Source organism: Isoptericola sp. Y581 (genome assembly GCF_059445475.1).
This window is the reverse complement of record NZ_JCAIUK010000004.1, coordinates 21,066-46,035: the sequence shown is the minus strand read 5'-3', so window position 1 is coordinate 46,035 and position 24,970 is coordinate 21,066. Positions and strand designations below refer to the sequence as shown.

Here is a 24,970-nt window from a genome sequence, read left to right as displayed (position 1 = left end):
AGGGGGGGGGGTTGGGGCCCAGAAAGGGGACCACACCCCACCGCCGTTCGTGTTGTGGGGCTATACCTCGCCCGACCATTCCTTGCCCGGAGGCTGCCGGAGCGAGTCGAGGAGGGCGGCCAGCGCCTCGGCGGCGTCGTCCAGCGCGCGCCGATGGTGCGCGGCGAGCGTGTCCACGGCCTCGCCGAGCACCCCGGCCCACGCCGCGGCGATGGCCTCGTGTTCGGCCCGCGCCGCCTCGGTCGGGACGATGCGCGCCACCCGCCGGTCGTCGGGATGCGTCTCGCGCACGACGAAGCCGTGGTGGACGAGCACGCGCAGCGCCGCGCTGGTGTTGGGCTGGCGGAGGCCGAGCGCGCGGGAGAGCTCGCCCACCGTGGCCCCGGGGGTCTCGAGCACCTGCTTGAGCAGGGCGAGCTCGGTGGTGGGGATCGGGCCGACGCCGGCCCGCGCGGGGGCCGTTCGATGCACGGTCCAGGCGAGCTCGCGCAAGGTCTGCACGAGCATGCCCCGGTCGGTGGTTCGCTCGGATGCTCCCGCGTCGCTCACACGGTGAATGCTATCGAGCGGCCGGCGGCGTCAGAGGGGCTGCGCCATGGTGGCGATCACGTGGTTGGTCGCGGCCACGTTGTCGAACTCGGGCAGGCGGCCGGCCTCCCACTCGCCGATGGCGAGCGAGGTCTCGACGACGAGCTTGCACCGGTCGTAGCGCCGGGCCGTGAACGCGGTAAAGGCTGCCTCGACGTCGTCGTCGTGGTTCGCCAGCTCCTCGGCGAGGACGATGCCGTCCTCGATGGCCTGGGCGGCGCCCTGGCCGAGGTGCGGGGTGATCGCGTGCACGGCGTCGCCGAGGAGCACGATGCGCCCACGGTGCCATGGGGCGTCGGCGATGAGCGTCTCCTCGGGCCGGAGCACGACGGCGCCCGGGTCGGTGAGGAACTCGTCCCGCACGCGGGCCGCGAGCCCGCCGAAGGGCGCGAGGTGCGCCTTGAGGTCGGCGAGGACGGACTCGGGTGATGCCGCCGGGTCGGGTCGGTCCATGTTCGCGTTGAAGAACAGGTAGGCCAGGTCGGGGCCGATCGGGACGAAGCCCGCCATCCCGTCGGGCCCCTCCTGGAGCACGATGCGGTCGATCTCGGGCAGACGGGGGATGTTCACGCGGTAGGCCGACTGGCCGATATAGCGAGGCTTGAGCTCGCCGTCCAGCACGTACCTGCGGACCGACGAGCTGACGCCGTCCGCGCCGACCACGACGTCGTACCGGCCGGAGGTCCCGTCGGTGAGGTCGACGTCGACGCCGTCGGCGTCCGGGCGCAGCTCGGTGAACGTCGTCGCGTACCGGATCTCGGCGCCGACGTCCTTGGTCCGTCGGGTGAGGATCTCGTGCAGCTGCGGCCGCGTGAGCCCGTTCATCGGCGGCATGCCGTCGATCGGGATCCCCGGCATCTCGCGCACGGGGTTGCCGTCGACGTCGAGCATCCGGCCCCACCCCTCGGCGGGGTAGCCCACGGCCATGCACTCGGCGGCGCAGCCGATCACGTCCAGCGCCCGCAGGGCGTTCGCCGGCTGGATGATGCCGACGCCGTACACGGACGAGTGCACGTCGGGGTGGCGCTCGACGACGTCCACGTCGTGCCCGACCTGCCGCGCCGCGATGGCGGTGGCGAGGCCGCCGATGCCTCCGCCGACGATCAAGATCCTGCCCATGTCTGTCTCCAACTCCGTCGTGGGATGCGCCCGGGCTCCGATGCCCGAGTGGGTCCGACCTGCGCCGCGGCACCGTCCGTCGTCGGATGGTGGCCAGCAACGTATGTCGAGATATATATTGCACCATAAGTGATGTGAACCACGACCGGGTGCCCACACCGGCCACCCGTTCTGCGATGAAGCAGGAGCACGCGTGAAAGTCGATGACGACGTCTGTGCGAGTCCGGCGGCCGATGCCGCCCGCACTCCAGTACCGGTCCTGTCGATGACCGGGATCAGCAAGTCCTTCGGCGGGGCGCGCGCCCTCGAGGACGTGAGCATCGACCTGGTGAAGGGCCAGGTCCACGCGCTGGTGGGGATGAACGGGGCCGGCAAGTCCACCCTCGTCGGGGTGATGAGCGGGGCCCTCGTGCCCGACGCCGGCACGATCGAGATCGACGGGGCGGCTCACCACGGCCTCACCCCGCGCCGGGCGCGCGAGCTCGGCGTCGCCACGGTTCCGCAGCGCCGCGACCTCGTCGGGAGCCTCAGCGTCGCGGAGAACCTCGTGCTCGGCGACCTGCCGCGGCGCCTCGGCGTCGTGGACCACCGCCGGGTGCGGCGTGACGCGCTCGCCGCGCTCGCCGTCCTGGGTCTGGCGATCGACCCGGACCGGCCGGCCGGCGACCTCTCCACGGCCGAGCAGACGATGGTCGAGATCGCCCGCGAGGTGCGGCGCGGGGGGCGGGTGCTCGTCCTGGACGAGCCGACCGCGACCCTGGGCGGCGAGGCCGCCGCCCAGGTGCGGGCGCTGGTCCGCCGCCTGCGCGACCAGGGGCTCGCGATCGTCTACATCTCCCACCACCTCGAGGAGATCACCGAGCTGGCCGATCGCGTCACCGTCCTGCGCGACGGGCGCCACCAGCTCACGAGCGACGTCGCCGACCTCGACGTCGCCCGCCTCGTGTACGCGATGGCGGGGGAGCACGTGGACACGGAACGGCCGGTGCGCGGGCGCGCGCCGGGGGCAGCGCTTCTGGCCCTCGACGGGCTGCGGGTGGGCAACCGGTTGCGCGACCTCACCCTCGAGGTGCGCGCCGGCGAGGTCGTCGCCGTCCTCGGCCCCGCGGGCGACGGCCAGTCCGCGCTCTTCGGCGCGCTCGCCGGGACGCTGGTGCCCGACGGCGGGACGCTGCGCGCGAGGGGCGGGGCGGTCCGCTGGGGCTCCGTTCGCGCCTCGCTGGCCAGCGGGCTGCGCTGCGTCACGGGCGACCGGCACGCGCTCGGCCTGGTCGGTGCCCTCGGCGTCGACGAGAACGTGCTGCTCGCCCAGAACCGCGCGGCCGGGCGCAGGCTCGTGCGGTGGAGGGCGCTCCGCCGCCGGGCGGCGGACCTGCGCCGCCGGTTCGGCGTCGTCACCCTGACCGCGGACCCGCCCGTCGGGAGCCTGTCCGGCGGCAACCAGCAGAAGGTGCTCCTCGCCAAGTGGCTCGAGAGCGAGCCCGAGATCGTCTTCCTCGAGGAGCCAACCAACGGCGTCGACGTCGCCGCGAAGGCCGAGATCCACCGCGTCGTCGACCGCCTGGTGGATCGCGGGACCGGCGTCCTGCTCGCCTCCAGCGACGTGGCCGAGGTGCTGCGCCTCGCCGACCGCGTCGTCGTGGTCAGCGCCGGCCGCGTGGTGGCCGAGCGCGACGCGACCGCCACCCGTGACGATCTGATCGCCCTGACCGTAGGAGACGCCCACCATGTCCGCACCGACGTCTAGCCCCGAGCGCGCGCACGCCGCCGCGCCCGTTGCCCCCACCGCACTCGCGTCCCTCGGTCGCGGAGTGCGCTCGCACGCCGGCCTGCTCGGGGTGCTCGTGGCCCTGGTCGTGGTCGCGAGCCTCGGTTCCGACGCCTTCCTGGAACCCAACAACCTGCTCAACGTGCTCCGCCAGGTCAGCGTCGTCGCCGTGCTGGCGGCCGGCCTCACCGTGCTCATGATCTCCGGCGGGATCGACTTCTCGATGGGTAGCAACGCTGCCGTGACGATGGCGCTCGTGGCGACGCTCGTGTCCGGCGGCACGGCCGTCGGGGTGGCCGTCGGCGTCGGCGTGGGCTGCGCGGTCCTCGTCGGGCTGGTCAACGGGCTCGTCACGACCTTCACCCGGGCGGCGCCCTTCGTGGTGACGCTCGCCACCGCCACCCTGCTCGACGGCCTGGCGCTCTACGTCGTCGACGGCATGAGCATCTCGGCCGGCGACGCGCTACGCGGCTTCGGCAGCGGCAGCGTGCTCGGCGTGCCGCTGGTGCTGCTCACGGCCGTCGCCGTCTGCCTGGGGCTCGGGTTCGTGCTGCGGCACGTTGCCTACGGGCGGAACGCCTTCGCGATCGGCGGCAACGAGGACGTCGCGCGGCTCGCCGGCATCCCCGTCGCCGCCCAGAAGGTGTCGCTGTACGCGCTCACCGGGGCGCTCTCCGGGCTGGCGGGCGTCATGCTGCTGGCCCGGCTGGGGGCGGCGAGCCCGGGTGGCGCCGGCCTCACGCTCGAGCTGCAGGCCGTCGCGGCGGTGGTCATCGGCGGCACGTCCCTGGCCGGCGGGCGCGGCACCATGACCGGCACCGTCCTCGGCGTCCTCCTCCTGGGCGTGCTGTCCAACGCGCTGAACCTCCTCGGCGTCTCGAGCTACTTCCAGATGATGGCCGTCGGCCTCGTGCTGCTGGTCGCGGCCGTCTCGAGCGCGCTGCGCCGCCGGCACTGACCCCCACGCCGAATCCTCCGAACGACCACGAACACGACGACGACGTCGTGCGACGAAAGGTGAGACAGATGACCGGAACGAACATGCGGCCCGATGCCATCTCGAAGGCAGTCTCGACCGCCGGCCTGGCGGCGGCGTGCGCGCTCGCCCTGGCGGCGTGCAGCACCGCCGGCGGCGCGACGGGCAGCGACGACGGCTACACGATCGGCTTCGTCAACGGCGCGAACAACGAATGGGGCACCTGCCTGGAGAACGGCGTCCAGGCGGGCGCCGTGGAGGCCGGGGTCGAGCTCCTGGTGGCCAACTCCGACACGGATCCCGCCAAGGAGATCTCGAACGTCGAGGACATGATCGCGCGCGGGGTCGACGCGATCGTGCTCAACACGGTCAGCGTGGACACCATGGCCGGCGGCATCACGGCCGCCCGGGACGCGGGGGTGCCGGTGTACCTCTCGGCGATCATGCCGGACAACCTCGACGATGTGCTCGGCGCCAGCGTCGTCGACCTCGCCGAGGTGGGAGAGCTCGCGGCGGGCTGGATCGTCGCCGACGCCGAAAATGCCGGCGGCGGCGATGTCACCGCCGCGGTCGTGGCGGGTGCGCCCGGCGCGTCGTCGGACTACGTGGTCCAGGGCTTCACCGAGGCGCTGCCGGAGACAGTCTCCGTCGTCGCGGAGCAGCCCGGCATGTTCAACCGCGGAAAGGCGCAGGAGGTCACGGAGAACATCGTCCAGGCGAACCCTGACGTGGACTACGTGTTCGTGCTCAACGAGGACATGGCGTTCGGGGTACGCACCGCGCTCGACGCGGCGGGGAGCGCCGCCCAGATCGTCACGACGAACGGCACCGAGCCGGGCCTCATCGCCGTCGAGGCCGGCGACTTCGCGGCCACGGTGGCGGACTCCGCCGCGGACCTCGGCAGCCGCTCGCTGGAGCACGCCGTCGCGCTGCTCGACGACCCCGACGGGGTGAAGGTCTCGCAGAAGCCGGTCTCACTGATCACGGCGATGAACGTCGACGAGGCTCCGTCGTTCTGCGGGTCCTGACGCCCGGCACGACGAGACCCGCAGGTCGAGCTTGTCGAGGCTTCGCCGGTTGAGCTTGTCGAGACCCGTATCGACACGCTCAGCCGGCGACGTTCTCGTCCTCGAGGCCGAACCGGTCGCGCGGGTCGATGTGGGCGAGGATCTTGCCGAGCGCGCTGGAGAGCGCGGCGACCTCGTGGTCGTCGAGGTCGTCGTAGACGTTCTCCAGCACCGTTCGGGCGTGGCCGGGCGCGCTCGCGGCGACCTTCTGCCAGCCGTCCTCGGTGAGGTGGGAGACGGTCGCCCGTTTGTCGTCGGGGGCCGTGCACCGCTCGAGGTAGCCGCGCGCCTCGAGGCGTCGGGCCACGTGCGAGAGCCGGGGGAGCGTGGCGCTGGTGAGGTGCGCCAGCTCGCTCATGCGCAGCGACCGGTCCGGGGCCTCCGACAGCATCGAGAGCACCATGTACTCGTAGTGGGTCAGGTCGGCGTCGCGGCGCAGCTGCTGGTCGAGGGCCGCGGGCAGCAGCTCGATCACCGCCTGCAGCCGCAGCCAGCTGCGCATCTGCTCGGCGTCGAGCCAGCGGGGCTCCTCCGGTGTCATGTGGTCCTCGTTCTCGGGGCAGAGATCTCGGGGCGGAAGCCTCGGGGGCAAAGGTTGACGCTACAACTATAGCGGCCTATGTTGGTTGTAGCGTCAACCAAATGGGTCGACGCGTGAACGCCAGGAGGACACCATGGCCACGATCTCCATCCTCGGCAGCGGGAACATGGGCACCGCGATCGCCGGGCTCGCGCTCGCCGGCGGCAACGACGTCCAGGTCGTCTCCCGCGACAAGGCCAAGGCCGCGGCCGTCGACGCCGCCGTCACCCCGACCGCCTTCGGCGATCCGCTCACGGGCGAGATCGTCGTGCTCGCGCTCCCGTACCCGGCTCTCGACGACGTCGTCGCGACCTACGGCGACCAGCTCGCCGGGCGCACCGTGGTCGACCTCACCAACCCGCTGGACTTCTCCACCTTCGACTCGCTCGTCGTGCCCGCCGACTCCTCGGCCGCCGCCGAGCTCGCCTCGAAGCTCCCGGGCGCGAACGTCCTCAAGGCGTTCAACACCAACTTCGCCGCCACCCTCGCCAGCGGCACCGTCGGCGACGCCACGACCACCGTCCTGGTCGCGGGCGACGACGCGGACGCCAAGGAGGCCTTCGCCCAGGCGCTCGACGGGGCCGCCGTCCGGGTCGTCGACGCCGGCTCGCTCAAGCGCGCCCGGGAGCTCGAGTCCCTCGGCTTCCTGCAGCTCACGCTCGCCGCCGGAGAAAAGACGCAGTGGACCACCGGGTTCGCGCTGCTCTGAGCCACCTCGTCGTCGTTCGCGCCGAAGCATCCCAGCACCAGGAGCCGAGACCATGACATCGCCTACCCGCACCGCCGACCTCCTCGCGGCCGAGACCGCGATGGGCGCCGTCACCCTGCACGTGGGAGACCTCGGCGCGATGAGCGCCTACTACCGCGAGGCGATCGCGCTCGAGGAGATCCCCGCCCTCGGTGCCCCGGACCGGGTGGTGCTCGGGCGTGGGGGCGTGCCGGTCGTCGCGCTGCAGCACACGCCGGGCCTGCCGGCGACGGCCCGGAACCAGGCGGGCCTGTTCCACACGGCGATCCTCTTCGACACCGAGGAGGCGCTCGCGGCCGCCGTCGCGCACGCCGCGGCGCACCCGCTGTCGCGGTTCGCCGGCAACGCGGACCACTGGGTGTCGCGGGCGTTCTACTTCACCGACCCCGAGGACAACGGCATCGAGCTGTACTGGGATCGGCCGCGGGACGTTTGGCGGCGCGACGGGAACCGCGTGGCGATGGGCTCCGACTGGTTCGACCCGCAGGAGTTCCTGCAGCGGCACCTCACCGAGGACGCGATGGCCGGCACCGCCGGGCAGGGCGCGCAGGTCGGGCACGTGCACCTCCAGGTGGGCGACATCCCCACGGCGCAGCAGTTCTACGTGGACACCCTCGGCTTCGAGATCATGGCCACGTTCCACGGCGCCCTGTTCGTCGCCGCGGGCGGGTACCACCACCACATGGCGATGAACACGTGGAACAGCGCGGGGGCCGGGCCGCGGGCGGCGACGCTCGGGCTCGGGCAGGTGGCGCTCACGGTGCCGACGCGCGACGAGCTGGGCGCGCTCGCCGACCGCCTGCGGCACGCGGGTGTCGACGCGCGCGACGACGGCCGGACCCTCCGGTTCGACGACCCCTGGCGCACCCTCGTCGAGGTCTCGGCGGCCTGACCCGCCCGACCCCGACCTGCCGAACAGGCGGTTGACACCGTTATGGAGGGCTTTCACCACGCATCACGGTGTCAACCGCCTGTTCGGCAGCAGGGCGGGGGCGTGATCAGCGGAAGACGACCGTGCGGTGGCCGTCGAGCAGCACGCGGTGCTCGGCGTGCCACCGCACGGCGCGCGCCAGGGTGCGGCGCTCGACGTCCTCGCCGATCGCGACGAGGTCGGAGATGTCGCGCGAGTGGTCCACGCGCTCCACGTCCTGCTCGATGATCGGCCCCTCGTCCAGGTCGCCCGTGACGTAGTGCGACGTGGCGCCGATGATCTTCACGCCGCGGTCGTGGGCCTGGGCGTACGGGCGGGCGCCCTTGAAGCTCGGCAGGAACGAGTGGTGGATGTTGATCACCTGGCCCTGCAGGTCGCGGCACAGCTCGTCCGAGAGGATCTGCATGTACCGGGCGAGGACGACGAGCTCGACGTCGAGCTCGGCGACCAGCCCCCGCAGCCGGTCCTCGGCCTGCGCCTTCGTGTCCTTCGTGACGGGCACGTGGTGGAACGGCTTGCCGTAGAACTCGGCGATGTCGGCCAGGTCGGGGTGGTTGCCGACCACGCCGACGACGTCGATCGGCATGCCCTGGTACCGCTCGCGGTACAGCAGGTCGACCAGGCAGTGCGGCGCCTTGCTCACCAGCACGAGGGCCCGCAGCCGCCGGCCGACGACGTCGAGGTGCCAGGTCATGGCGAACCTGTCGATCACCGGGGCCAGCGCCGCCTCGAGCTCGTCGCGGCCGGCCGCGGCCTCCACCTGCACGCGCATGAAGAACAGGCCCGACGCCGGGTCGCCGAACTGCTGGGACTCGGTGATGTTGCCGCCGTGCTCCGCGAGCGTCCCCGCGACGGCGTGCACGATGCCGGGACGGTCGGGGCAGGAGAGGGTCAGCACCCATGCGGTGGTCACCGGTCCATTGTGGAGGACGTGCGCGAACGGCGTGCCACGGTCCGTGGGCGAACTCACCGGGGCGCTCGGCCGTCGCCCCGCACGACCGACCGGAGACCTGCGGACTCATGGCGCGCTCTCGCGGCTGAGCAACGCGCTCATTCAGGATCTTCCGGACAGGTCTTCTCCCCGGGGCGCGACGAGGCTACCCGCCCACGCGGCGGCCCAGGTCACCAGCAGGGCACCGAGAGTCACCAGTGAGATCCACACGGGCGTGTAGGTCGTGAGCGAGATCCCCGTGCCGCCGAAGGAGGCTGCCAGGCCGCAGAAGTATCCGAGCGGCGCAACGGCCAGCACCGGAACCAGGACCGACAACCGGCCGACTCTCAAGGCGTCGGCGGGCACGAGGCCCAGCCGCGACAGGCGCCCGCGGTCGGCGAAGGCGTCCCGGGACCGCTCGATGAGCTCGCGTACGACCGCCGTACCAAGTATCAGCAGGGCGATAAAGGCGCCTGAGAGCACCCAGCCCGTCGCGGGGTTCCACGCGGTCAGGCTCCCTGACAACTGCGCAGGGTTGAAGGCCGGCAGTCCCCTCCCCGCCTGGTAGACGTCGGTCATGGACACATGACCGTCGGTCAGGAGCAGGACGTCACCGCTGCCGATCTCGGGTCGGGGAGCGTGCTCTGCGAAGCTGATCTCGAGCATCATCTGGTCGAGGACCTGGGCCGCACCGTCGGCGAGGCCACCATCCGGGTCGCAGGGATCACCACCGAGCTGCACGGCGACGGGGCGCAGGCTCTCGCACGAGTCGGCGTGGGCGACCTGCCCGTACTTCCCGCCCTGGCGCAGCGGCAGCACGACCAGGCCAGGGACCAAGTCGTCAAGATTCGCCGCCAAGCTGTCTGTGTCCCCTGGCTTGGGGTCCGCCCAGTTGGCGACGAGCACGAGAGCTGACGTGTCCGGCCCTTGGGTGCGCTCGGTGGCCCAGGTAGCACCCACGCTCAGCGCGACCGATCCGAGGAGCACCCCGACCGACAGTAGGCCGGCGGTCGCCGACAGCAGGCGAGGGCGCACGGCCACCCGCGCGGTCGCCAGCCACTCGGAAGGCCGGCCGGTGCGCTTCCGCCAGGCCTTGGCCACCCAGGAGGCCAGCAGCGGTGCCGCCAGCGGGATCCCGACTGCAGCCAGCAATACCCCTGCCCCATACGGGATCGCCCCTTCGGCCCCGAGTGCGCGTGAGCCGAGCATGAGCGCCGCGCCCACGAGAACCGGGAAGATCCTCCAGACGCGGGCCCTCTCGGAGCGCTCCACGCGCAAGGACGCGTGGAGCGGGACCGAGACGGACAGGGCTGCGACCAGCGTCAGGACGCCCAGCACCACGGTGGCAGTGACGCCTCCCGACAGTGTCAGCGCCCGCTGCAAGAACACGGTGTCGGTGAAAGGAATGTGCTGCAGGTGGGCGCCCGCCGCCGCGTAGAGGAATGCGGCGGGTACAGCACCGACCAGGGCCAGCGCGAGGTTCTCGGTCATCATGACCTGCCGCACACGAATGCCTCGTACGCCGAGCCGTAGCAACGTCTCCGACCTGCGGAACCGTACCTCGGAACGGGCCCGGCAGGAGAAGAGCAGCAGGAGGAAGGCCGGCAACACCAGCGCGAGGATCACGAAGAGCCACATCTGTCCAGCGGAGGGAAGGGGGGACCCGGGTGAGAGGGGGTCTTCGAGAGGTAGGTCCTGCTCTCGGGACTGCTGCGCATCGGCCATGGTCGCGAACCGGGACAGTGCCACGGCGCTGTCCCCCAGGGTGCGCCCCTCGACCGGGCGCACCCAGGCGAACGGCTCGTCCAGCGTGGCGACGCCCTTCTCACCGATCAGGCCGCCCGGTCCAGAGCCTGCATCTGAGGGCTCGAACCCGAGGTCCTCGGCCGTCACTCCCATGGCCGCCAGCCCCGGCGACAGGACTGCCTCTCCCGGTTCGGGCATGCGGTCCATGCCGGCCGGCAGACTCCGCGCGGGCACCTCGTCCACGACGGGTTCGATCCACCGGACCGTGATCGAGCGCGAGTCGATTTCGAAGCCGCGCAACTCCACGCGCACGGTCTCATCCCCAGCGTCGACCGCCGGAACAGGCGAGCGGGCAGCCATCCGTAGTTCTGCGTTCTCCACGGCCCCGACCAACGCCAGGCCCAGGCAGGCGGCCAGGACCGCGACCGCAGAGGCCAGGACCACGCAGGTCAGCCGCCACCGCGCCGAACGGGCGAGCGCCAGCCGCAGCGCGAGCGCGAGCGTCGTCCTCATTGTGGCGCGTGTGCAACGTGGGAGCGCAGCGCGACCTCCCGGTCGCAGCGGTCCGCGACCGACCGGTCATGCGTGGCCACCAGGACCGCCAGGTCCCGCGCCCGAGCCGCTGACAGGATCACGTCCATCACCATGCGCACGTTGCCTGCATCCAGCGATGCGGTCGGCTCGTCCGCAACCAGCAGCCGAGTCGTCTCCGGGGCCAGCGCCCGAGCGATCGATGCTCGCTGCGCCTCACCCACCGACAGCGCCGCGGGCCGCAAGCTCCCGGCCCCGGACAGCCCGACCATGTCGAGTGCCGCCTCGGCGCGTTCCAGGGCCCGGCGGCGGCGCATCCCGGAAAAGATCAGCCCCACCCCGACGTTCTCCGCCACCGTGAGCTCGGGCAGCAGGTCGGGAGTCTGCGAGACCTGCCCGACCTGCACCCTCCGCAGGTCTGCGATCTGTCCCGCCGACATCGCCCCAAGGTCGTGACCAAGGACCTCGACCCGGCGGGCCGAGGGCCGGCGCAGCCCCAGCACCACGTCCAGCAGCGTCGACTTCCCGCTGCCCGACGGCCCTGTCAAGGCCAGCACCTCCACCTTGTCCAGAACTGCTGCGGTCATCAGTGGGACGGGTATCCCGTCGACCCGCACGCGTCCGGCAGGAGATTGATCCGCGTGCACCCCTTGTGGTAGTACACCCAGGTGTTGGCATACGCGCCGGCGGTTGTTGTCTTCCCTGAACCCAGCTGGTTCGTGAGCCGCATCTGGAGGCGCGACTTCTTCGTCGCGGTGTCGTAGGTCTTGAAGTCTGAGTAGACGGAACGGCTGTCAGCCTTGGTCTCCTTGACTGAGACGCTGGCCATGTACAGGGACGTCGACGTGTCCTTGTTCCAGGACGAGACACCGGTGGCCGTGCTGTAGAGCGTCGGCTGCTGGGCAGCAGCTGAGAGTACACCGGGGACAACAAAGCCAATAAGAAGAAGGCCCCCGGCGATCAACCTAGGCAAACGACGCCCCATGCCTATTCCCCACCTTCGCGGAAAGGGATGGCACTCAGGCGCGAGGCCATCGTCGGTTCGACAGCAACGCGCAGTTCAGAGACCGAATCTGGCCCCCGGTGGCTGTTCACGGGGAAGATATATCGCGGTTGGGCCGGTACGCAAGCGTTCGGTGCAACTCCGATCTGGGCGGTATGCCCGATGCGTGAGGCTGGAAGCGCAGGTGGCGGCGAACCTTCGTACGGTCTGCCACGATGTCTCCATGAGTGAGGCACCCGGCACCGACGCCCAGGATCAAGGGCCCGATCCTGCCCAGGACGCGCTGCGGATCGCGCTCGTCGACGACGCCCAGGCGGGCGAGCTGCTGACGCTGCGACGGGCGGCGTTCGTCAGCGAGGCGCAGCTCTACGACGACCCGCACATCCCGCCCCTGACGCAGACGCTGCACGAGCTGCGCGACGACATGGCGCGCGACGACGTGGTGACCGTCGGCGCGTGGGAGGGGCACCGGCTCGTCGGGTCGCTGCGGCTCGAGATCGAGGGGGAGCGGGCCACGCTCGGGCGGCTGGCCGTGGCCCCCGACCAGCAGGCCAAGGGCATCGGCACGTCGCTGATGTTCGCGATCCTGCAGTACCTGCCGTCGCAGGTCACGGAGGTCTGGGCGTTCACGGGCAAGGACTCCAAGCACAACCTCGCCATGTACACCAAGCACGGGTACGAGGAGCAGTACGACCGCGCGGCGGGCAAGCTCACGATGACGTACCTGCGCCGGGTGCTCGACGAGGTCGACGCGAGGAACGCGGCCGAGGAGCGATGACCGCCGCCGGCCCGCGGGCCGCGGCGAGCCCCCCTGCACGCCAACCGGCGCGCCACCCCGCGCGGCGGCCGTCGATGGCGGACGTCGCCGCCGTCGCGGGCGTCTCGCACCAGACGGTCTCGCGGGTGCTCAACGACCACCCGAGCGTGCGGGGCGAGACCCGCCAGCGCGTGCTCGACGCCATTGCGAGCCTGGGCTACCGGCGCAACAGCGCCGCGCGCGCCCTCGCCACCGCGCGCTCCACGACCCTGGGCGTCGTGACGACCGGGTCGGCGCTCTTCGGCCCGACCAGCACGCTGATCGCGATCGAGGGCGCCGCCCGGGACGCGGGCTACTTCGTCTCCCTGGCCTCCCTGCGGACGTACGACGCGGAGGCCATGCGGGAGGCCCTGGAGCACTTCATGGACCAGGGCGTGGAGGCCATCGTGGTCATCGCGCCGCAGGACGACGTCGCGGCCGCGGTCGAGTCCTTCCGCGCCCCGGTGCCGGTGCTGGTCGTCGCGGCGCTCGAGCGCCCGCCCCAGGACGCGGGCACCACGGCGGCGGGCCCGACGACGCTGTCGCTCGCCGTGGACCAGCGGGCGGGGGCGCGGGCGGCCACCGACCACCTGCTCGACCTGGGGCACCGCGACGTGCTGCACGTGGCCGGGCCGGGGGACTGGTTCGACGCCCGGGAGCGCACCGCCGGATGGCGCGAGGCGCTGGAGGCCCGCGGCATCGCCCCGAGCCGTCCCCGGCAGTGCACGTGGTCGGCCGAGGACGGGTACGCCGCCGGTCGTGACCTCGCGGAGGCGGTGGCGGCGCAGGAGGGGCCGACGGCGGTCTTCGCCGGCAACGACCAGCTGGCGCTCGGCCTGCTCCGCGCGTTCTGGGAGCGCGGGGTGTCCGTGCCGGGCGACGTGTCCGTGGTGGGGTTCGACGACGTCGCCGGCGCCGCGTACTTCGTGCCGCCGCTGACCACCGTGCGGCAGCCCTTCGGGGAGCTCGGTGAGCGCAGCGTGGCGATGGTCGTCACGGCGCTCGCGGAACGGCGCGACGCCGCGGCCGGGCTGGTCGCGGTGCCCGCGACGGCCGCGAGGCCCGTCGCCGAGCGCATCCCGCCCGAGCTCGTCATCCGCTCCAGCACGGCCCCGCCCGCGCGCTCGACCGGGCGCTGACCGGGCGCTGACCGGGCACCGGCGCGAGTTCGTAGACTGGGGAACCGTGACCACCCCCTCGCAGGCACCGGACGCCGGTGCGGCCGCGCCCGCGGGCGCCTACCTCGACCACGCCGCCACGACCCCCATGTCGCGCGCGGCGCTCGAGGCGTACGTCGCGGAGGCCGGACACACGGGCAACGCGAGCTCGCTGCACTCGGCCGGTCGCGCGGCCCGGCGCGTCGTGGAGGAGTCGCGCGAGTCGGTGGCGGCGGCGCTCGGCGCGCGCCCCAGCGAGGTGATCTTCACCGCCGGCGGCACGGAGGCCGACAACCTCGCGATCAAGGGCATCTTCTGGGGCCGGCGCCGCACCGACCCGCGCCGCACCCGGGTGCTGGTCTCCGCCGTCGAGCACCACGCGGTGCTCGACCCGGCGTTCTGGCTCGCGGGGCACGCGGGCGCGGAGATCGTCCTGCTGCCGGTGGACGGCGACGGGCGCGTGGTCCTCGCCGCCCTGCGCGCGGAGCTTGTGGAGCATGCCGACGAGGTCGCCCTCGTCTCGGTGATGTGGGCCAACAACGAGGTGGGCACCCTGCAGCCGGTGCGCGACGTCGTGCGCCTGGCACACCAGCACGGCGTGCCCGTGCACACGGACGCGGTGCAGGCGGTGGGCCAGGTGGAGGTCGACTTCGCCGCGTCGGGGGCGGACGCGATGACGGTGACCGGGCACAAGCTCGGCGGCCCGCGCGGCGTGGGCGCGCTGCTGGCCCGCCGCGACCTGCCACTCGAGGCGGTGCTGCACGGCGGCGGGCAGGAGCGCGGGGTGCGCTCGGGCACGCTCGACGCCCCCGCGATCCGAGCGTTCGCCGTCGCGCTGGCCGAGACGGTCGCCGCGCGCCCGGAGCGTGCCGCGGCGCTCGCGGCCCTGCGCGACGAGCTGGTCGCCGGCGTCCGGTACGCGGCCCCGGAGGCGGTGCTCCGAGGCCCCGACCCGGCGCTCCACACCGACGGCGTGCCCGCCCGCCTGCCCGGCAACGCGCACTTCACCTTCCCGGGCGCGGAGGGCGACTCCCTGCTGTACCTGCTGGACTCGGCGGGCGTCCAGGCGTCGACGGGCTCGGCCTGCCAGGCGGGGGTGCCGCAGCCGTCGCACGTGCTGCTCGCCATGGGCGTGCCGGAGCTGGAGGCCCGCGGCGCGCTGCGGTTCTCCCTCGGCGCGACGTCGGTGCGCTCGGACATCGAGCGGCTCGTCGCCGCGCTGCCCCAGGTGGTCGAGCGGGCCCGCGCGGCGGGGCTGGTCTCGGGCCCGGTGCGCGCGGGGGGTGCCGCATGAGGGTGCTGGCGGCAATGTCCGGCGGGGTGGACTCGGCCGTCGCCGCGGCGCTCGCGGTGGAGGCCGGGCACGACGTCGTCGGCGTGCACATGGCCCTGAGCCGCAACCGGGACCAGTTCCGCTCGGGCTCGCGCGGCTGCTGCTCCATCGAGGACGCCGGCGACGCGCGCCGGGCCGCGGACGTGCTCGGCATCCCGTACTACGTGTGGGACCTCTCCGAGACGTTCGAGCAGACCGTCGTCGCCGACTTCGTCGCGGAGTACTCGGCCGGGCGCACCCCCAACCCGTGCGTGCGCTGCAACGAGCACATCAAGTTCGAGGCCCTGCTGGACAAGGCGTCCGCGCTCGGGTTCGATGCCGTCGCGACGGGCCACTACGCGCAGGTCGTCACGCACGAGGCCGCCGACGGCGCGATGACCCGCGAGCTGCACCGGTCGCCGAACGCGGAGAAGGACCAGTCGTACGTGCTGGCAGTGATGGGCCCGGACCGCCTGGCCCGGGCGATATTCCCGCTGGGCGGGTTCGCGTCCAAGGCCGAGGTCCGCGCGGAGGCCGAGCGGCGTGGGCTGTCGGTGAGCGCCAAGCCGGACTCCTACGACATCTGCTTCGTGGCCGACGGCGACACGCGCGGCTTCCTGCGCGACCGGCTCGGCTCGCAGCCCGGCTCGGTGGTCGACGTGGAGGGCGCAGTGGTGGGCGAGCACGACGGCGCGTACGCGTTCACGGTCGGCCAGCGCAAGGGCCTGAGCCTGGGGCGCCCGGCCGCCGACGGGCGCGCTCGGTACGTCGTGGACGTGCAGACGTCGACCAACACCGTCGTGGTCGGCCCGGCCGAGCTGTTGTCCGTGGACCGCGTGGTCGCGCGGGACGCCGTCTGGCTCGCGCTGCAGCACGACGGCTGGGTTGACGCCGAGCTGCAGATCCGCGCCCACGGCGCGCCGGTGCCCGTGCAGGTGCAGGCGACGCCCGGCACGCCGGCCCGCGACGGGTCGGTGGCCGACGACGGGGCGCCCGGCATGCGGCTGCGCCTGGTGGGCGCCCCGCTGCGTGGCGTCGCGGCCGGCCAGTCCGCCGTCGTCTACCGCGGTACGCGGGTGCTCGGTCAGGCGACCGTGGCCGACGCCTGGCGCGCCTGACCGGGCCGGCCGTACGTCTCGAGGAGCCGGAGCCAGACCTCGCTGACGGTGGGGTAGGCGGGGACCGCGTGCCACAGCCGGTCGATCGGCACCTCACCGGCGATGGCGATCGTCGCGGCGTGCAGCAGCTCCGCGACGTCGGGGCCGACCACCGTGAACCCGACGAGCACGTGCCTGTCCTCGTCGACGACCATCCCTGCCCGGCCGGTGTACCCGTCGGCGTGCAGGGCGGCGCCGGCGACGGCCCCGAGGTCGTACTCGACGGCGCGGACGTGCAGCCCCGCCGCCTCGGCCGAGGCCGCGGTGTGGCCGACGGTGGCGATCTCCGGGTCGGTGAAGATCACCTGCCCCGCGGCGCGCTCGTCGGCCGTGGCCGCGTGCCGGCCCCAGGGGGCGAGGTCGACGGGGGTGCCGTGGGCGCGCGCGACGAGCGTGTCGCCCAGGGCCCTGGCCTGGTACTTGCCCTGGTGCGTGAGGGGGGCGCGGTGGTTGACGTCGCCGGCGGCATAGAGCCAGTCGTCGACCCGCAGCGAGTCGTCCACGTGCAGCCAGCCGCCGGGCGTGAGCCCGACGTGCTCGAGGCCGATGTCGGCCGTGTTCGGCGTGCGGCCGGTCGCGACCAGCACCTCGTCGACGTGGAGCGTGGTGCCGTCCGCGAGGTCGATGTGCACGACCCCGTTCGCGTCGCGGTGCACGCCCTCGGGCTCGGTCAGCAGGTGCAGTGCCACGCCCTGTGCCTTCAGCGCCTCGGCGACCAGGTCGCTCGCGAACGACTCGACGCGGGGCAGCAGGCCGTCGCGGGCGATCATCGTCACCTTCGCGCCGAGGGCCGCGTACGCGGTGGCCATCTCGGCCCCCACGACGCCGCCGCCGATGACCGCCAGCCGCTCGGGGACGGACCGGGCGGAGGCTGCCTCCCGGCTGGTCCACGGCGCGGCGTCGGCCAGACCGGGGACCGGCGGGACCACGGCGCTGCTGCCGGTGGCGACGACCACCGCCTGTCGCGCCTCGAGCACGGTCACGGCGCCGTCGGCGTCCGTCACCTCGACGGTCCGCGCGCCGCTGAGGCGCCCGACGCCGCGGAACAGGGAGATCCCGGCGCCCTGTAGCCAGGCGACCTGGCCAGCGTCGCCCCAGTGCGAGGCGAAGGCGTCACGGCGCTGCAGGACGGCTGCCGGGTCCAGCTCCCCGGTCACGGCGGCCCTGGCGCCGGGAAGAGCGCGGACGGCGCGCAGCGCCGCCGCATCCCGAAGGAGGGCCTTGGTGGGCATGCAGGCCCAGTACGAGCACTCCCCGCCCACGAGCTCGCTCTCCACGATCGCCGCGGTGAGGCCGCCCCGCACGACCCCGTCGGCGACGTTCTCGCCGACCGGGCCGGCGCCGATGACGACGACGTCGAAGATGTTCTCGGTCATTTCAGTTGCCCTTCTTGGCGACGAAGTGCAGACGCACGGCGGAGGCGAGGAAGAAGATGCCGCCGAGGACGGCGTACCCGGCGACCGTGGCGAGGTTTCCGTCGGGCGCGGCCGACTCGCGGATGAAGTTCGCCCCGGCGAGCACGGAGATGCTGCCGCTGAGGATCATGGGCCACTGGCCCCCGAGCCGGTAGCGGCGGATGGCGACGGCAAGCTGCACGAGCCCGGCGGTGATCGCCCAGGCGCCCCAGACCGTGAGCACCGCGGGGATGCCCGAGGTGAGGGCGACGGCCAGGCCGATGGCGGTCAGCAGGCTGAGCGCCATGTTGACGTACAGGCCGACGGTGGGCCGGGCGGACTTGGCGGAGCGGAAGTCGACGACCGCCGCGGCGACGTCGAAGAGCGGGTACAGCACGATCAGCGTCGCGCTCAGCGGGGCGACGCTCCCGCCGACCATGAACACCAGGACGGCCCAGACGATGGCGAAGCCGAACCGGACGAAGTACAGGTTCCGCAGGGCGGTGGCGTTGGAGGCGACGGAGGTGGGTGGTGCCACGGTGGTGGTCATGAGATTCCCTTCGTTGGAGCCGGAGCGGACGGGGCCCGGATGGCCCCGTCAGACGGCGTCCCACTCGGTAGACTAACTAGTCACTCTACCGAGCGCGACAGTACACAGCACCGTTGCCCGACGCAAGGGGTGGGAGGGGAGCCACGTATGATCACGACCGTGCAGGGGTCCGTGCGAGAACGCCTGATCGAGGCGGCGAACGAGCTGTTCTACGCCCGCGGGATGCGCGCGGTGAGCGTGGACAAGGTCATCGAACGCGCCGGCACCACGAAGGTGACGTTCTACCGCCACTTCAGGACCAAGGACGACCTCGTGGTCGCCTACCTCGAGCGCCGAGCGGCCCTCGAGCGCGAGGGCGTCGCCGCGGCCATCGCCCACGGCGACGGCGACGTGGACGCGGCGCTGCGAGTGCTCGCCGAGCAGACCGGGATCGTCGCGTGCGCCCCCAGGTTCCGGGGATGCCCGTTCATCAATGCCGCCGCGGAGTACCCCGACGCCGACAGCCCGGTCCGACGGCTCGTCGCCGGGCACCGTGCGTGGTGGACGAGCGCGTTCGAACGGCTCGTCGCGCCGCTCGAGCCGGCCGATCCCGACGCGGTCGCCGACGACCTGATGCTGCTCCGCGACGGCGTGATGGTCGCCGGCTACCTGGGGGACGCCACCAAGGTGGGGGCGTCGTTCCTCCGCAGCTGCCGCGCCGTCGTGCGCTCCTGACGCGGGCCCGGCACCCGGAGGTGGGGGTCAGCCCTGCGCCAGCCGCTGCCGGCGCGCCTCGTACAGCACGATCGACGCGGCGTTGGACGCGTTGAGCGAGCTCGCGGAGCCGGCCATAGGGATCGCCACCGTGGCGTCGGCGGCCTCGCGCCACCCCTTCGACAACCCGGCGGTCTCGTTGCCGACGGCCAGCAGCACCGGCCCGGTCAGGTCGACGTCGGCCGGTGCGGCGTCGCCGTCCTCGTCGGTCGCGACGACGGTGACCCCGCGCCCCGCGTCCCGGTGCGCGGCGACCCAGTCCATGACCTCGGCGTGCGAGGCGGAGCGGACCACGGGCAGCGCGAACAGGGATCCCGTCGAGGCGCGCACCGACTTCGGGTCGTAGGGGTCGGCGGCGTGGCCGGTGACGATCAGGCCGTCGGCGCCGAACGCGTCGGCCGACCGCACGACCGCGCCGACGTTGCCCGGCTGGGTGGGCCGGTCGAAGACGACGCCCAGGAATGCCGGCCCCACGGGGACCCGGTCCAGGTCGTCGGGCGCCATCGCCACCACGGCCAGGAGCTCGGTGGCGCCCTCGTCCTTCTCCGACAGCTCGGCGAGCAGCTCCGGCGCCATCGCGATGGTCTCGGCCCGCGTCGACTGCAGCAGGTCCTGCGCCCACGACGACAGCCGCCGGTCCGTCTCGTGCAGCAGGGTGCGCACCTGCCACCCGTGCTCCACGGCCATCGTGATGGGGCGCACGCCCTGGACGAGGAACTCCCCGGCGCGGCCGCGCTTGGTGCGGTTGGTGAGCAACGTCTGCAGCTGCTGGAAACGGGCATTGCGCACGGTGATCCGCATGCCCGCAGTCTCCCACGGCGCCAGGCACGTCATCGGCACGTCAGCGGCACGTCAGCGGCGCAGCTCGTGCTCCCACCAGACCTGGTCGCGCATCACCCAGTGCTCGGCCTCGAGGCCGTCGTGCACGCGGACCAGGTGCATCTCGCGGACGGTGAAGCGCCGGTGCGACGGCGCGACGCCGAGGAAGAACCCCGAGTGCAGGGCGCTGAAGGCAACGTGCAGGGAGACGAGGTCGCCCTCGGTGATCGCGTGCAGCACCTCGACGTGCTGCTCGACGAACGCGTCGTGGAACCAGTGCATGGTCGCGACCAGCGCGTCGGGGCCGCCGGCGCAGCCGGGCAGCACGTCGTGGTTGCGGAAGCCGGGGGCGAGCTGGCGGCGCAGCACCGCCTCCGCGCCGGCCGGCATCGCGTTCGCGTGCACGCGTGTCGCGACGGCTCGGGGGGTGGACGGGTGTGCTGTCGGTGGCGCGGGCTCCGGTCTCGCCGCGTCGAGGATGACGGACATCTGGACTCCTTCGTCGGGCCGTTACCGTGCTCCTACCCTTCGAGAGCAGCGAGCGGCCGCGGCGTGACGCGGTGGGAGAGGTGACATGGTGGTGAAGGTGGTGAAGTCCGTGCCCGACGCCGTGGTAGACAGCCCTGTGCCCGACAACCCACTCGACATCTCAGCGATGAACTCATGACGACGGTCTCCGGGCACGGCCCGTGGCCCGGCGGTGTGCGCGACGAGCTGTCCGCGCAGCAGACCGTCCTCGACGACCTGGCGTCCCTGCCGACGGGGGTCGACGCGCTGCCGTTCCTCACCCAGCTCACGGGCCGGGGGCCGGGCGCCGACGCCGTCGGGCGGACGGCGGCCCTGCTCGCCGAGATGCCCGTCGAGCTCGGCCCGCACGGCTGGAAGCTGGCCGATCACCCCGGCGCGGACCTGCGCCGGGCCGAGACGATGCTGCGCGACGACCTGTCCGCGCTGGCGGTGGCGGCTGTGGGTCACGACGGCCCCCTCGCCGTCGAGCTCGTCGGACCGTGGACCCTCGCCGCGGAGCTCTGGTCGGCACGCGGCGACCGCGTCCTCGCCGACACCGGCGCCCGCCGCGACCTGTCCCACGCGCTGGGCGAGGCGGTCCGCGCCCACGTCGCCGACGTGCGCGCCCAGGTGCCGGGGGCCGAGCCGGTGGTGCAGCTCACCGAGCGGCTGCTCGGTCAGGTGCACGCGGGCGTGCTGCCGAGCTTCTCGGGCTTCTCGCGCCTGCGCGCCGTGCCCGGGCCCGACATCGTGGAGGGGCTGCAGCCCGTCATCGACGCCGCGCACGACGCCGGCGCCCGCGTCGTGGTGCACCTCGGCGCGACGTGGGTCGGCGTGCCGCCGGTGGCGCTCGCCGGCGCGGACGCCGTCGGGCTCGACCTCGCCGACGTCGGCAGCGGTCATGAAGGTGCGGGCTGGAACGAGCGGGCCTGGGAGCTCCTGGCCCGCGCGAGCGAGCGGGGCCTCGGCCTGTGGGCGGGCCTGCCGCCCGCGACCGTGTCGCAGTGCTCGGGGCCCCAGCTCGCGGAGCTGGTCCGGCTCGTCGCCGAGCCCTGGCGGCGCATCGGCCTGCCCGCGGCGGGGCTCGCCGACGTCACCCTGCTCGCGGGGTCGCGACGGCGGCCCGGCACCGTCGACGAGCATCGCGCCGAGCTGGCCAACCTCGGCCGGGTGGCCGAGGCGCTCGCGGAACGCGCCGCCGCGTGACGCGGCGGCTGCCGGGAACTGCGTAGGCTGATCTTCGGCGTCGTGCTTGCGTCCGCTCGGCGTGTCCGACTTGTCCCCGACCTGCGAAGGACTCCCCGTGACCTCCCTGCGAGCCGTGCTGTTCGACCTCGACGGCGTGCTCACACCCACCGCCGAGGTGCACATGCGTGCGTGGGAGCGCCTCTTCGCGCCCTGGTGCGATGCCCGCGGCCTGGCGCCGTACACCGCCGCGGACTACTTCGCGCACATCGACGGCAAGCCGCGGTACGACGGCGTGGCGACGTTCCTCGCCTCCCGCGGCGTCGAGCTGCCGCGCGGCTCGTCCGACGACGCACCCGGCGAGGACACCGTGTGCGCGCTGGGCAACCGCAAGGACGAGATCGTCAACCGGATGTTCGCGGACGAGGGCATCGCCCCGTACCCGGGGTCCGTGCGCTTCCTGGACGCCGTCACGGCGGCGGGGGCGCAGGTCGCCGTCGTGTCGTCCTCGCGCAACACTCCCGCCGTGCTTGCCGCGTCGGGCCTTGCGGACCGGTTCGACGTCGTCGTCGACGGCAACGTCGCGGCGCGTGAGCACCTGCCGGGCAAGCCCGCCCCCGACACCTACCTGCGCGCCGCGGCCCTGCTGGGCGTGCCCGCCGCGGAGTCTGTCGTGGTGGAGGACGCGCTGTCGGGCGTGCAGGCGGGCGCCGCCGGCCTGTTCGGCCTCGTGCTCGGCGTCGACCGGGGTGTGGGCGCCCACGCGCTCTCCGCGCACGGCGCCGACCGGGTCGTGTCCGACCTGGGCGAGCTCGACGCGTCCGTCCTCGACCTCCAGGGGGAGTCCGCATGATTCACCGCACCGCAGACGAGCAGCGCGCCGTCGACCGCGTCCGGTTCCCCGCCGAGCCGTGGCGCCTCGTGGAGGCCAAGTTCTCCGCCGAGGACCTGGGCGTCACCGAGTCGCTGTTCGCCGTCGCCAACGGCTACCTCGGGATGCGGGGCAACGTCGAGGAGGGCCGCGAGTCCCACGCGCACGGCACGTTCATCAACGGCTTCCACGAGACCTGGCCGATCCGGCATGCCGAGGATGCGTACGGCTTCGCCAAGGTCGGCCAGACCATCGTCAACGTGCCGGACACCAAGGTGATCCGGCTCTACGTGGACGACGAGCCCCTGCTCCTGCCGGTTGCGGACCTGGTCGACTACGAGCGCTCCCTCGACCTGCGCGACGGCGTGCTGCGCCGCGAGATCCTGTGGCGCAGCCCGTCCGGGAAGCGGGTCAAGATCAGCTCGCAGCGCATGGTCTCGTTCGTCGAGCGGCACCTCGCCCTCATGACGTTCGAGGTCACGCTGCTGGACGCCGACGGCCCCGTCGCGCTCTCCTCGCAGATCCTCAACCGCCAGGACGGGCAGGACGAGTACCACGTGCCGGACGCCTCTCTCGGCGAGGGCTTCGACCCGCGCCGGGCCGAGCAGTTCGCCGGTCGGGTGCTGCGGCCGCAGACCCGGTGGGGCGACGACGAGCGCCTCGTGCTCTCCTACCGCTGCACCAACTCGGGCATGACGCTCGCGGTCGCGGCCGACCACCACCTGGAGACGCAGGACGAGTGGGACGTGCGCACCCAGGTGGACGACGACCTGGCGAAGCACGTCTTCCGCGTCGACGCGAAGGCGGGCCACCCGATCCGCCTCACCAAGGTCGTCACGTACCACACGTCGCGCGGCGTCCCGGCGCGGGAGCTCGTGGACCGCTGCCGCCGCACGCTCGACCGCGTCCGGGACGGCGGCATCGAGGTCCAGCTCCGTCACCAGCGGCGGTGGCTGGACGATTTCTGGGACCGGTCCGACGTGGAGGTGGAGGGCCGCCCGGAGATCCAGCAGGCGGTGCGGTGGAACCTCTTCCAGCTCGCGCAGGCCACCGCGCGGGCGGAGGGCTCCGGCGTCCCCGCCAAGGGGCTCACCGGCAGCGGCTACTCCGGGCACTACTTCTGGGACACCGAGATCTACGTGCTCCCGTTCCTCACGTACACGTCGCCGCGGTTCGCGCGGAACGCGCTGCGGTTCCGCTACCAGATGCTCGACGCGGCGCGCCGCCGGGCGCGCGAGCTGTCGCAGAAGGGCGCCCTCTTCCCGTGGCGCACCATCAATGGCGAGGAGGCGTCCGCCTACTACGCGGCGGGCACGGCGCAGTACCACATCGACGCCGACATCAGCTATGCGCTGGTGCAGTACGTGCGCGCCACCGACGACCGGGACTTCCTGCGTCGCGAGGCGGCGGACATCCTCGTGGAGACCGCCCGCATGTGGCAGGACCTCGGGTTCTGGCGCGCCAACGGCGACGACAACTTCCACGTGCACGGGGTGACCGGGCCGGACGAGTACACGACCGTGGTGAACGACAACCTGTTCACCAACGTCATGGCCAGGTTCAACCTGCGGGCGGCGGCACTCGTCGTGGAGCGGATGCGCGCGGACTTCCCGGAGGACTACGCACGGCTCGCCGAACGACTCTCCCTGGGCGTGCACGAGACCACCGAGTGGAACCGTGCGGCCGACAAGATGTCCATCCCGTACGCCGAGAGCATCGGCATCCACCCGCAGGACTCGCACTTCCTGGAGCGGGAGCTGTGGGACCTGGCGGCGACGCCGGTCACCAAGCGCCCGCTCCTGCTGCACTACCACCCGCTGGTGATCTACCGGTACCAGGTCCTCAAGCAGGCGGACGTCGTCCTCGCGCTGTTCCTGCAGGGCAAGTACTTCACCGCGGAGGAGAAGCTCGCCGACTTCGAGTACTACGACCCGCTGACCACCGGGGACTCCACGCTGTCCGGCGTCGTGCAGTCGATCATCGCGGCCGAGGTGGGCTACCACGAGCTCGCGCTGGAGTACTTCGTGTCCTCGCTGCTCGTGGACCTGGCCAACCTGCACTCGAACGCGGCCGACGGCGTGCACGTCGCCTCGGCCGGGGGCACGTGGACGGCGCTGGCGTTCGGGTTCGGCGGCATGCGCGACCACGACGGCGAGCTCTCCTTCGACCCGCGGCTGCCGCAGGGCTGGGAGGGGCTGACGTTCCGCGTGACGTGGCACGGCTCGCGCCTGCGCATCACCGTGCGGCCCGAGGAGATCGAGCTCGTGGCGGAGACCGGCGACGGCGCGCAGGTCACGGTGCGCGGCGAGCAGGTGAAGGTCACGCCCGGCGACCCCGTGCGCGTCGCCCTCGACGGTCAGGGGGCCGTGCGGCCCGGACGCCCGAGCCTGCGCGCCCTCTCCGGCAACCGTCGCGACGACGGCACCCTCATCACGGCGAGGGTGCCGCACTCCTGACCGTCACCGCTGGTCGAGCCTGTCG

The 24,970-nt window shown here is 73.0% G+C and carries 24 protein-coding genes; 13 read left to right on the top strand and 11 right to left on the bottom strand.

Annotated features, from left to right (window positions below; all coding sequences use genetic code 11):
* Positions 1–60 precede the first annotated feature (60 nt).
* Positions 61–549: a MarR family winged helix-turn-helix transcriptional regulator gene (locus tag AC1C2W_RS08765; protein WP_495388495.1), complete on the bottom strand. Its 489-nt coding sequence runs from the start codon at positions 547–549 to the stop codon at positions 61–63.
* Positions 550–579: 30 nt separating this feature from the next.
* Positions 580–1,707, bottom strand: coding sequence for an FAD-dependent monooxygenase (locus AC1C2W_RS08760; RefSeq protein ID WP_495388494.1), 1,128 nt, complete (start codon positions 1,705–1,707; stop codon positions 580–582).
* Positions 1,708–1,972: 265 nt separating this feature from the next.
* Here AC1C2W_RS08760 and AC1C2W_RS08755 point away from each other — a divergent pair, with 265 nt between their 5' ends.
* The 3 genes from AC1C2W_RS08755 to AC1C2W_RS08745 all read left to right on the top strand — a co-directional run bounded on the left by AC1C2W_RS08755 (position 1,973) and on the right by AC1C2W_RS08745 (position 5,479).
* Entirely contained in the window at positions 1,973–3,454 is a 1,482-nt protein-coding gene (locus AC1C2W_RS08755) for a sugar ABC transporter ATP-binding protein (RefSeq protein ID WP_495388493.1), read from the top strand.
* The gene (locus AC1C2W_RS08750; RefSeq protein ID WP_495412902.1) at positions 3,435–4,433 is read left to right on the top strand and encodes an ABC transporter permease; all 999 of its coding nucleotides are present in this window, start codon (positions 3,435–3,437) and stop codon (positions 4,431–4,433) included. Before AC1C2W_RS08755 ends, AC1C2W_RS08750 begins: the two co-directional genes overlap by 20 nt.
* A 68-nt stretch (positions 4,434–4,501) precedes the next feature.
* Entirely contained in the window at positions 4,502–5,479 is a 978-nt protein-coding gene (locus AC1C2W_RS08745) for a sugar ABC transporter substrate-binding protein (protein WP_495412901.1), read from the top strand.
* A 79-nt stretch (positions 5,480–5,558) separates the two neighbouring features.
* Here the strand turns inward: AC1C2W_RS08745 and AC1C2W_RS08740 are convergent, their stop codons facing one another.
* Positions 5,559–6,059, bottom strand: a complete 501-nt coding sequence (locus tag AC1C2W_RS08740) for a MarR family winged helix-turn-helix transcriptional regulator (protein WP_495388490.1) — start codon at positions 6,057–6,059, stop codon at positions 5,559–5,561.
* A gap of 133 nt (positions 6,060–6,192) precedes the next feature.
* On the opposite strand from AC1C2W_RS08740, the gene AC1C2W_RS08735 reads away from it, so the two are divergent.
* Positions 6,193–6,807 (top strand): NADPH-dependent F420 reductase, encoded by a 615-nt coding sequence (locus AC1C2W_RS08735; protein WP_495412900.1) that lies wholly within the window; start codon positions 6,193–6,195, stop codon positions 6,805–6,807.
* A 52-nt stretch (positions 6,808–6,859) separates the two neighbouring features.
* Entirely contained in the window at positions 6,860–7,738 is an 879-nt protein-coding gene (locus tag AC1C2W_RS08730) for a VOC family protein (RefSeq protein WP_495412899.1), read from the top strand.
* A 106-nt stretch (positions 7,739–7,844) separates the two neighbouring features.
* On the opposite strand, the gene purU is transcribed toward AC1C2W_RS08730, so the two are convergent.
* The 4 genes from purU to AC1C2W_RS08710 form a co-directional block, all read right to left on the bottom strand.
* Entirely contained in the window at positions 7,845–8,690 is an 846-nt protein-coding gene (gene purU / locus AC1C2W_RS08725) for a formyltetrahydrofolate deformylase (protein WP_495412898.1), read from the bottom strand.
* A gap of 141 nt (positions 8,691–8,831) precedes the next feature.
* Positions 8,832–10,967 (bottom strand): hypothetical protein, encoded by a 2,136-nt coding sequence (locus tag AC1C2W_RS08720; RefSeq protein ID WP_495412897.1) that lies wholly within the window; start codon positions 10,965–10,967, stop codon positions 8,832–8,834.
* Positions 10,964–11,572 carry an ABC transporter ATP-binding protein gene (locus tag AC1C2W_RS08715; RefSeq protein WP_495412896.1) on the bottom strand — a complete coding sequence of 203 codons (609 nt, stop codon included), beginning with the start codon at positions 11,570–11,572 and terminating at the stop codon, positions 10,964–10,966. The genes AC1C2W_RS08720 and AC1C2W_RS08715 overlap by 4 nt, the downstream gene beginning before the upstream one ends.
* Positions 11,572–11,814: a hypothetical protein gene (locus AC1C2W_RS08710; protein WP_495412895.1), complete on the bottom strand. Its 243-nt coding sequence runs from the start codon at positions 11,812–11,814 to the stop codon at positions 11,572–11,574. The genes AC1C2W_RS08715 and AC1C2W_RS08710 overlap by 1 nt, the downstream gene beginning before the upstream one ends.
* 397 nt (positions 11,815–12,211) lie before the next feature.
* Here AC1C2W_RS08710 and AC1C2W_RS08705 point away from each other — a divergent pair, with 397 nt between their 5' ends.
* Genes AC1C2W_RS08705 through mnmA form a run of 4 tightly spaced genes read left to right on the top strand, consistent with a single transcriptional unit; the run spans position 12,212 to position 16,371 of the window.
* Positions 12,212–12,766: a GNAT family N-acetyltransferase gene (locus AC1C2W_RS08705; protein WP_495388483.1), complete on the top strand. Its 555-nt coding sequence runs from the start codon at positions 12,212–12,214 to the stop codon at positions 12,764–12,766.
* Positions 12,763–13,923, top strand: a complete 1,161-nt coding sequence (locus AC1C2W_RS08700; RefSeq protein ID WP_495412894.1) for a LacI family DNA-binding transcriptional regulator — start codon at positions 12,763–12,765, stop codon at positions 13,921–13,923. Before AC1C2W_RS08705 ends, AC1C2W_RS08700 begins: the two co-directional genes overlap by 4 nt.
* 46 nt (positions 13,924–13,969) lie before the next feature.
* Complete coding sequence (locus AC1C2W_RS08695) at positions 13,970–15,235, top strand: cysteine desulfurase family protein (RefSeq protein WP_495388481.1); 1,266 nt, start codon at positions 13,970–13,972, stop codon at positions 15,233–15,235.
* Positions 15,232–16,371 carry a tRNA 2-thiouridine(34) synthase MnmA gene (mnmA, locus tag AC1C2W_RS08690; protein ID WP_495388480.1) on the top strand — a complete coding sequence of 380 codons (1,140 nt, stop codon included), beginning with the start codon at positions 15,232–15,234 and terminating at the stop codon, positions 16,369–16,371. Before AC1C2W_RS08695 ends, mnmA begins: the two co-directional genes overlap by 4 nt.
* On the opposite strand, the gene AC1C2W_RS08685 is transcribed toward mnmA, so the two are convergent.
* Both AC1C2W_RS08685 and AC1C2W_RS08680 read right to left on the bottom strand, forming a co-directional pair.
* Positions 16,338–17,786 carry a dihydrolipoyl dehydrogenase family protein gene (locus tag AC1C2W_RS08685; RefSeq protein ID WP_495412893.1) on the bottom strand — a complete coding sequence of 483 codons (1,449 nt, stop codon included), beginning with the start codon at positions 17,784–17,786 and terminating at the stop codon, positions 16,338–16,340. The genes mnmA and AC1C2W_RS08685 overlap by 34 nt on opposite strands.
* Position 17,787: 1 nt before the next feature.
* The gene (locus AC1C2W_RS08680) at positions 17,788–18,354 is read right to left on the bottom strand and encodes a hypothetical protein (protein WP_495412892.1); all 567 of its coding nucleotides are present in this window, start codon (positions 18,352–18,354) and stop codon (positions 17,788–17,790) included.
* A 147-nt stretch (positions 18,355–18,501) separates the two neighbouring features.
* On the opposite strand from AC1C2W_RS08680, the gene AC1C2W_RS08675 reads away from it, so the two are divergent.
* On the top strand, positions 18,502–19,068 hold the full coding sequence (locus AC1C2W_RS08675; protein ID WP_495412891.1) for a TetR/AcrR family transcriptional regulator: 567 nt from the start codon (positions 18,502–18,504) through the stop codon (positions 19,066–19,068).
* Between the two features lie 27 nt (positions 19,069–19,095).
* On the opposite strand, the gene AC1C2W_RS08670 is transcribed toward AC1C2W_RS08675, so the two are convergent.
* Positions 19,096–19,908 (bottom strand): TrmH family RNA methyltransferase, encoded by an 813-nt coding sequence (locus AC1C2W_RS08670; RefSeq protein WP_495388476.1) that lies wholly within the window; start codon positions 19,906–19,908, stop codon positions 19,096–19,098.
* A 51-nt stretch (positions 19,909–19,959) separates the two neighbouring features.
* Positions 19,960–20,415, bottom strand: coding sequence for an ester cyclase (locus tag AC1C2W_RS08665; RefSeq protein ID WP_495388475.1), 456 nt, complete (start codon positions 20,413–20,415; stop codon positions 19,960–19,962).
* A 174-nt stretch (positions 20,416–20,589) separates the two neighbouring features.
* On the opposite strand from AC1C2W_RS08665, the gene AC1C2W_RS08660 reads away from it, so the two are divergent.
* From AC1C2W_RS08660 to AC1C2W_RS08650, 3 genes are all read left to right on the top strand, one after another.
* Positions 20,590–21,639, top strand: coding sequence for a uroporphyrinogen decarboxylase/cobalamine-independent methonine synthase family protein (locus AC1C2W_RS08660; protein ID WP_495412890.1), 1,050 nt, complete (start codon positions 20,590–20,592; stop codon positions 21,637–21,639).
* A 97-nt stretch (positions 21,640–21,736) separates the two neighbouring features.
* A complete protein-coding gene (locus tag AC1C2W_RS08655; RefSeq protein ID WP_495388473.1) occupies positions 21,737–22,471 on the top strand; it encodes an HAD family hydrolase in 735 nt (244 codons plus the stop codon).
* Positions 22,468–24,945, top strand: a complete 2,478-nt coding sequence (locus tag AC1C2W_RS08650; protein WP_495412889.1) for a glycoside hydrolase family 65 protein — start codon at positions 22,468–22,470, stop codon at positions 24,943–24,945. Before AC1C2W_RS08655 ends, AC1C2W_RS08650 begins: the two co-directional genes overlap by 4 nt.
* The last annotated feature ends 25 nt before the right edge of the window (positions 24,946–24,970 follow it).

What these genes read in the sequence shown, in the direction of transcription:
- AC1C2W_RS08705 (WP_495388483.1), top strand. Translation starts at nt 12,212, where the DNA reads ATGAGTGAGGCACCCGGCACCGACGCCCAGGATCAAGGGCCCGATCCT.
- AC1C2W_RS08745 (WP_495412901.1), top strand. Translation starts at nt 4,502, where the DNA reads ATGACCGGAACGAACATGCGGCCCGATGCCATCTCGAAGGCAGTCTCG.
- mnmA (WP_495388480.1), top strand. Translation starts at nt 15,232, where the DNA reads ATGAGGGTGCTGGCGGCAATGTCCGGCGGGGTGGACTCGGCCGTCGCC.
- AC1C2W_RS08675 (WP_495412891.1), top strand. Translation starts at nt 18,502, where the DNA reads ATGATCACGACCGTGCAGGGGTCCGTGCGAGAACGCCTGATCGAGGCG.
- AC1C2W_RS08720 (WP_495412897.1), bottom strand. Translation starts at nt 10,967, where the DNA reads ATGAGGACGACGCTCGCGCTCGCGCTGCGGCTGGCGCTCGCCCGTTCG.
- AC1C2W_RS08650 (WP_495412889.1), top strand. Translation starts at nt 22,468, where the DNA reads ATGATTCACCGCACCGCAGACGAGCAGCGCGCCGTCGACCGCGTCCGG.
- AC1C2W_RS08685 (WP_495412893.1), bottom strand. Translation starts at nt 17,786, where the DNA reads ATGACCGAGAACATCTTCGACGTCGTCGTCATCGGCGCCGGCCCGGTC.
- AC1C2W_RS08750 (WP_495412902.1), top strand. Translation starts at nt 3,435, where the DNA reads ATGTCCGCACCGACGTCTAGCCCCGAGCGCGCGCACGCCGCCGCGCCC.
- AC1C2W_RS08735 (WP_495412900.1), top strand. Translation starts at nt 6,193, where the DNA reads ATGGCCACGATCTCCATCCTCGGCAGCGGGAACATGGGCACCGCGATC.
- AC1C2W_RS08665 (WP_495388475.1), bottom strand. Translation starts at nt 20,415, where the DNA reads ATGTCCGTCATCCTCGACGCGGCGAGACCGGAGCCCGCGCCACCGACA.
- AC1C2W_RS08715 (WP_495412896.1), bottom strand. Translation starts at nt 11,572, where the DNA reads ATGACCGCAGCAGTTCTGGACAAGGTGGAGGTGCTGGCCTTGACAGGG.
- AC1C2W_RS08755 (WP_495388493.1), top strand. Translation starts at nt 1,973, where the DNA reads ATGACCGGGATCAGCAAGTCCTTCGGCGGGGCGCGCGCCCTCGAGGAC.
- AC1C2W_RS08710 (WP_495412895.1), bottom strand. Translation starts at nt 11,814, where the DNA reads ATGGCCAGCGTCTCAGTCAAGGAGACCAAGGCTGACAGCCGTTCCGTC.
- AC1C2W_RS08680 (WP_495412892.1), bottom strand. Translation starts at nt 18,354, where the DNA reads ATGACCACCACCGTGGCACCACCCACCTCCGTCGCCTCCAACGCCACC.
- AC1C2W_RS08670 (WP_495388476.1), bottom strand. Translation starts at nt 19,908, where the DNA reads ATGCGGATCACCGTGCGCAATGCCCGTTTCCAGCAGCTGCAGACGTTG.
- AC1C2W_RS08740 (WP_495388490.1), bottom strand. Translation starts at nt 6,059, where the DNA reads ATGACACCGGAGGAGCCCCGCTGGCTCGACGCCGAGCAGATGCGCAGC.
- AC1C2W_RS08660 (WP_495412890.1), top strand. Translation starts at nt 20,590, where the DNA reads ATGACGACGGTCTCCGGGCACGGCCCGTGGCCCGGCGGTGTGCGCGAC.
- AC1C2W_RS08760 (WP_495388494.1), bottom strand. Translation starts at nt 1,707, where the DNA reads ATGGGCAGGATCTTGATCGTCGGCGGAGGCATCGGCGGCCTCGCCACC.
- AC1C2W_RS08700 (WP_495412894.1), top strand. Translation starts at nt 12,763, where the DNA reads ATGACCGCCGCCGGCCCGCGGGCCGCGGCGAGCCCCCCTGCACGCCAA.
- AC1C2W_RS08730 (WP_495412899.1), top strand. Translation starts at nt 6,860, where the DNA reads ATGACATCGCCTACCCGCACCGCCGACCTCCTCGCGGCCGAGACCGCG.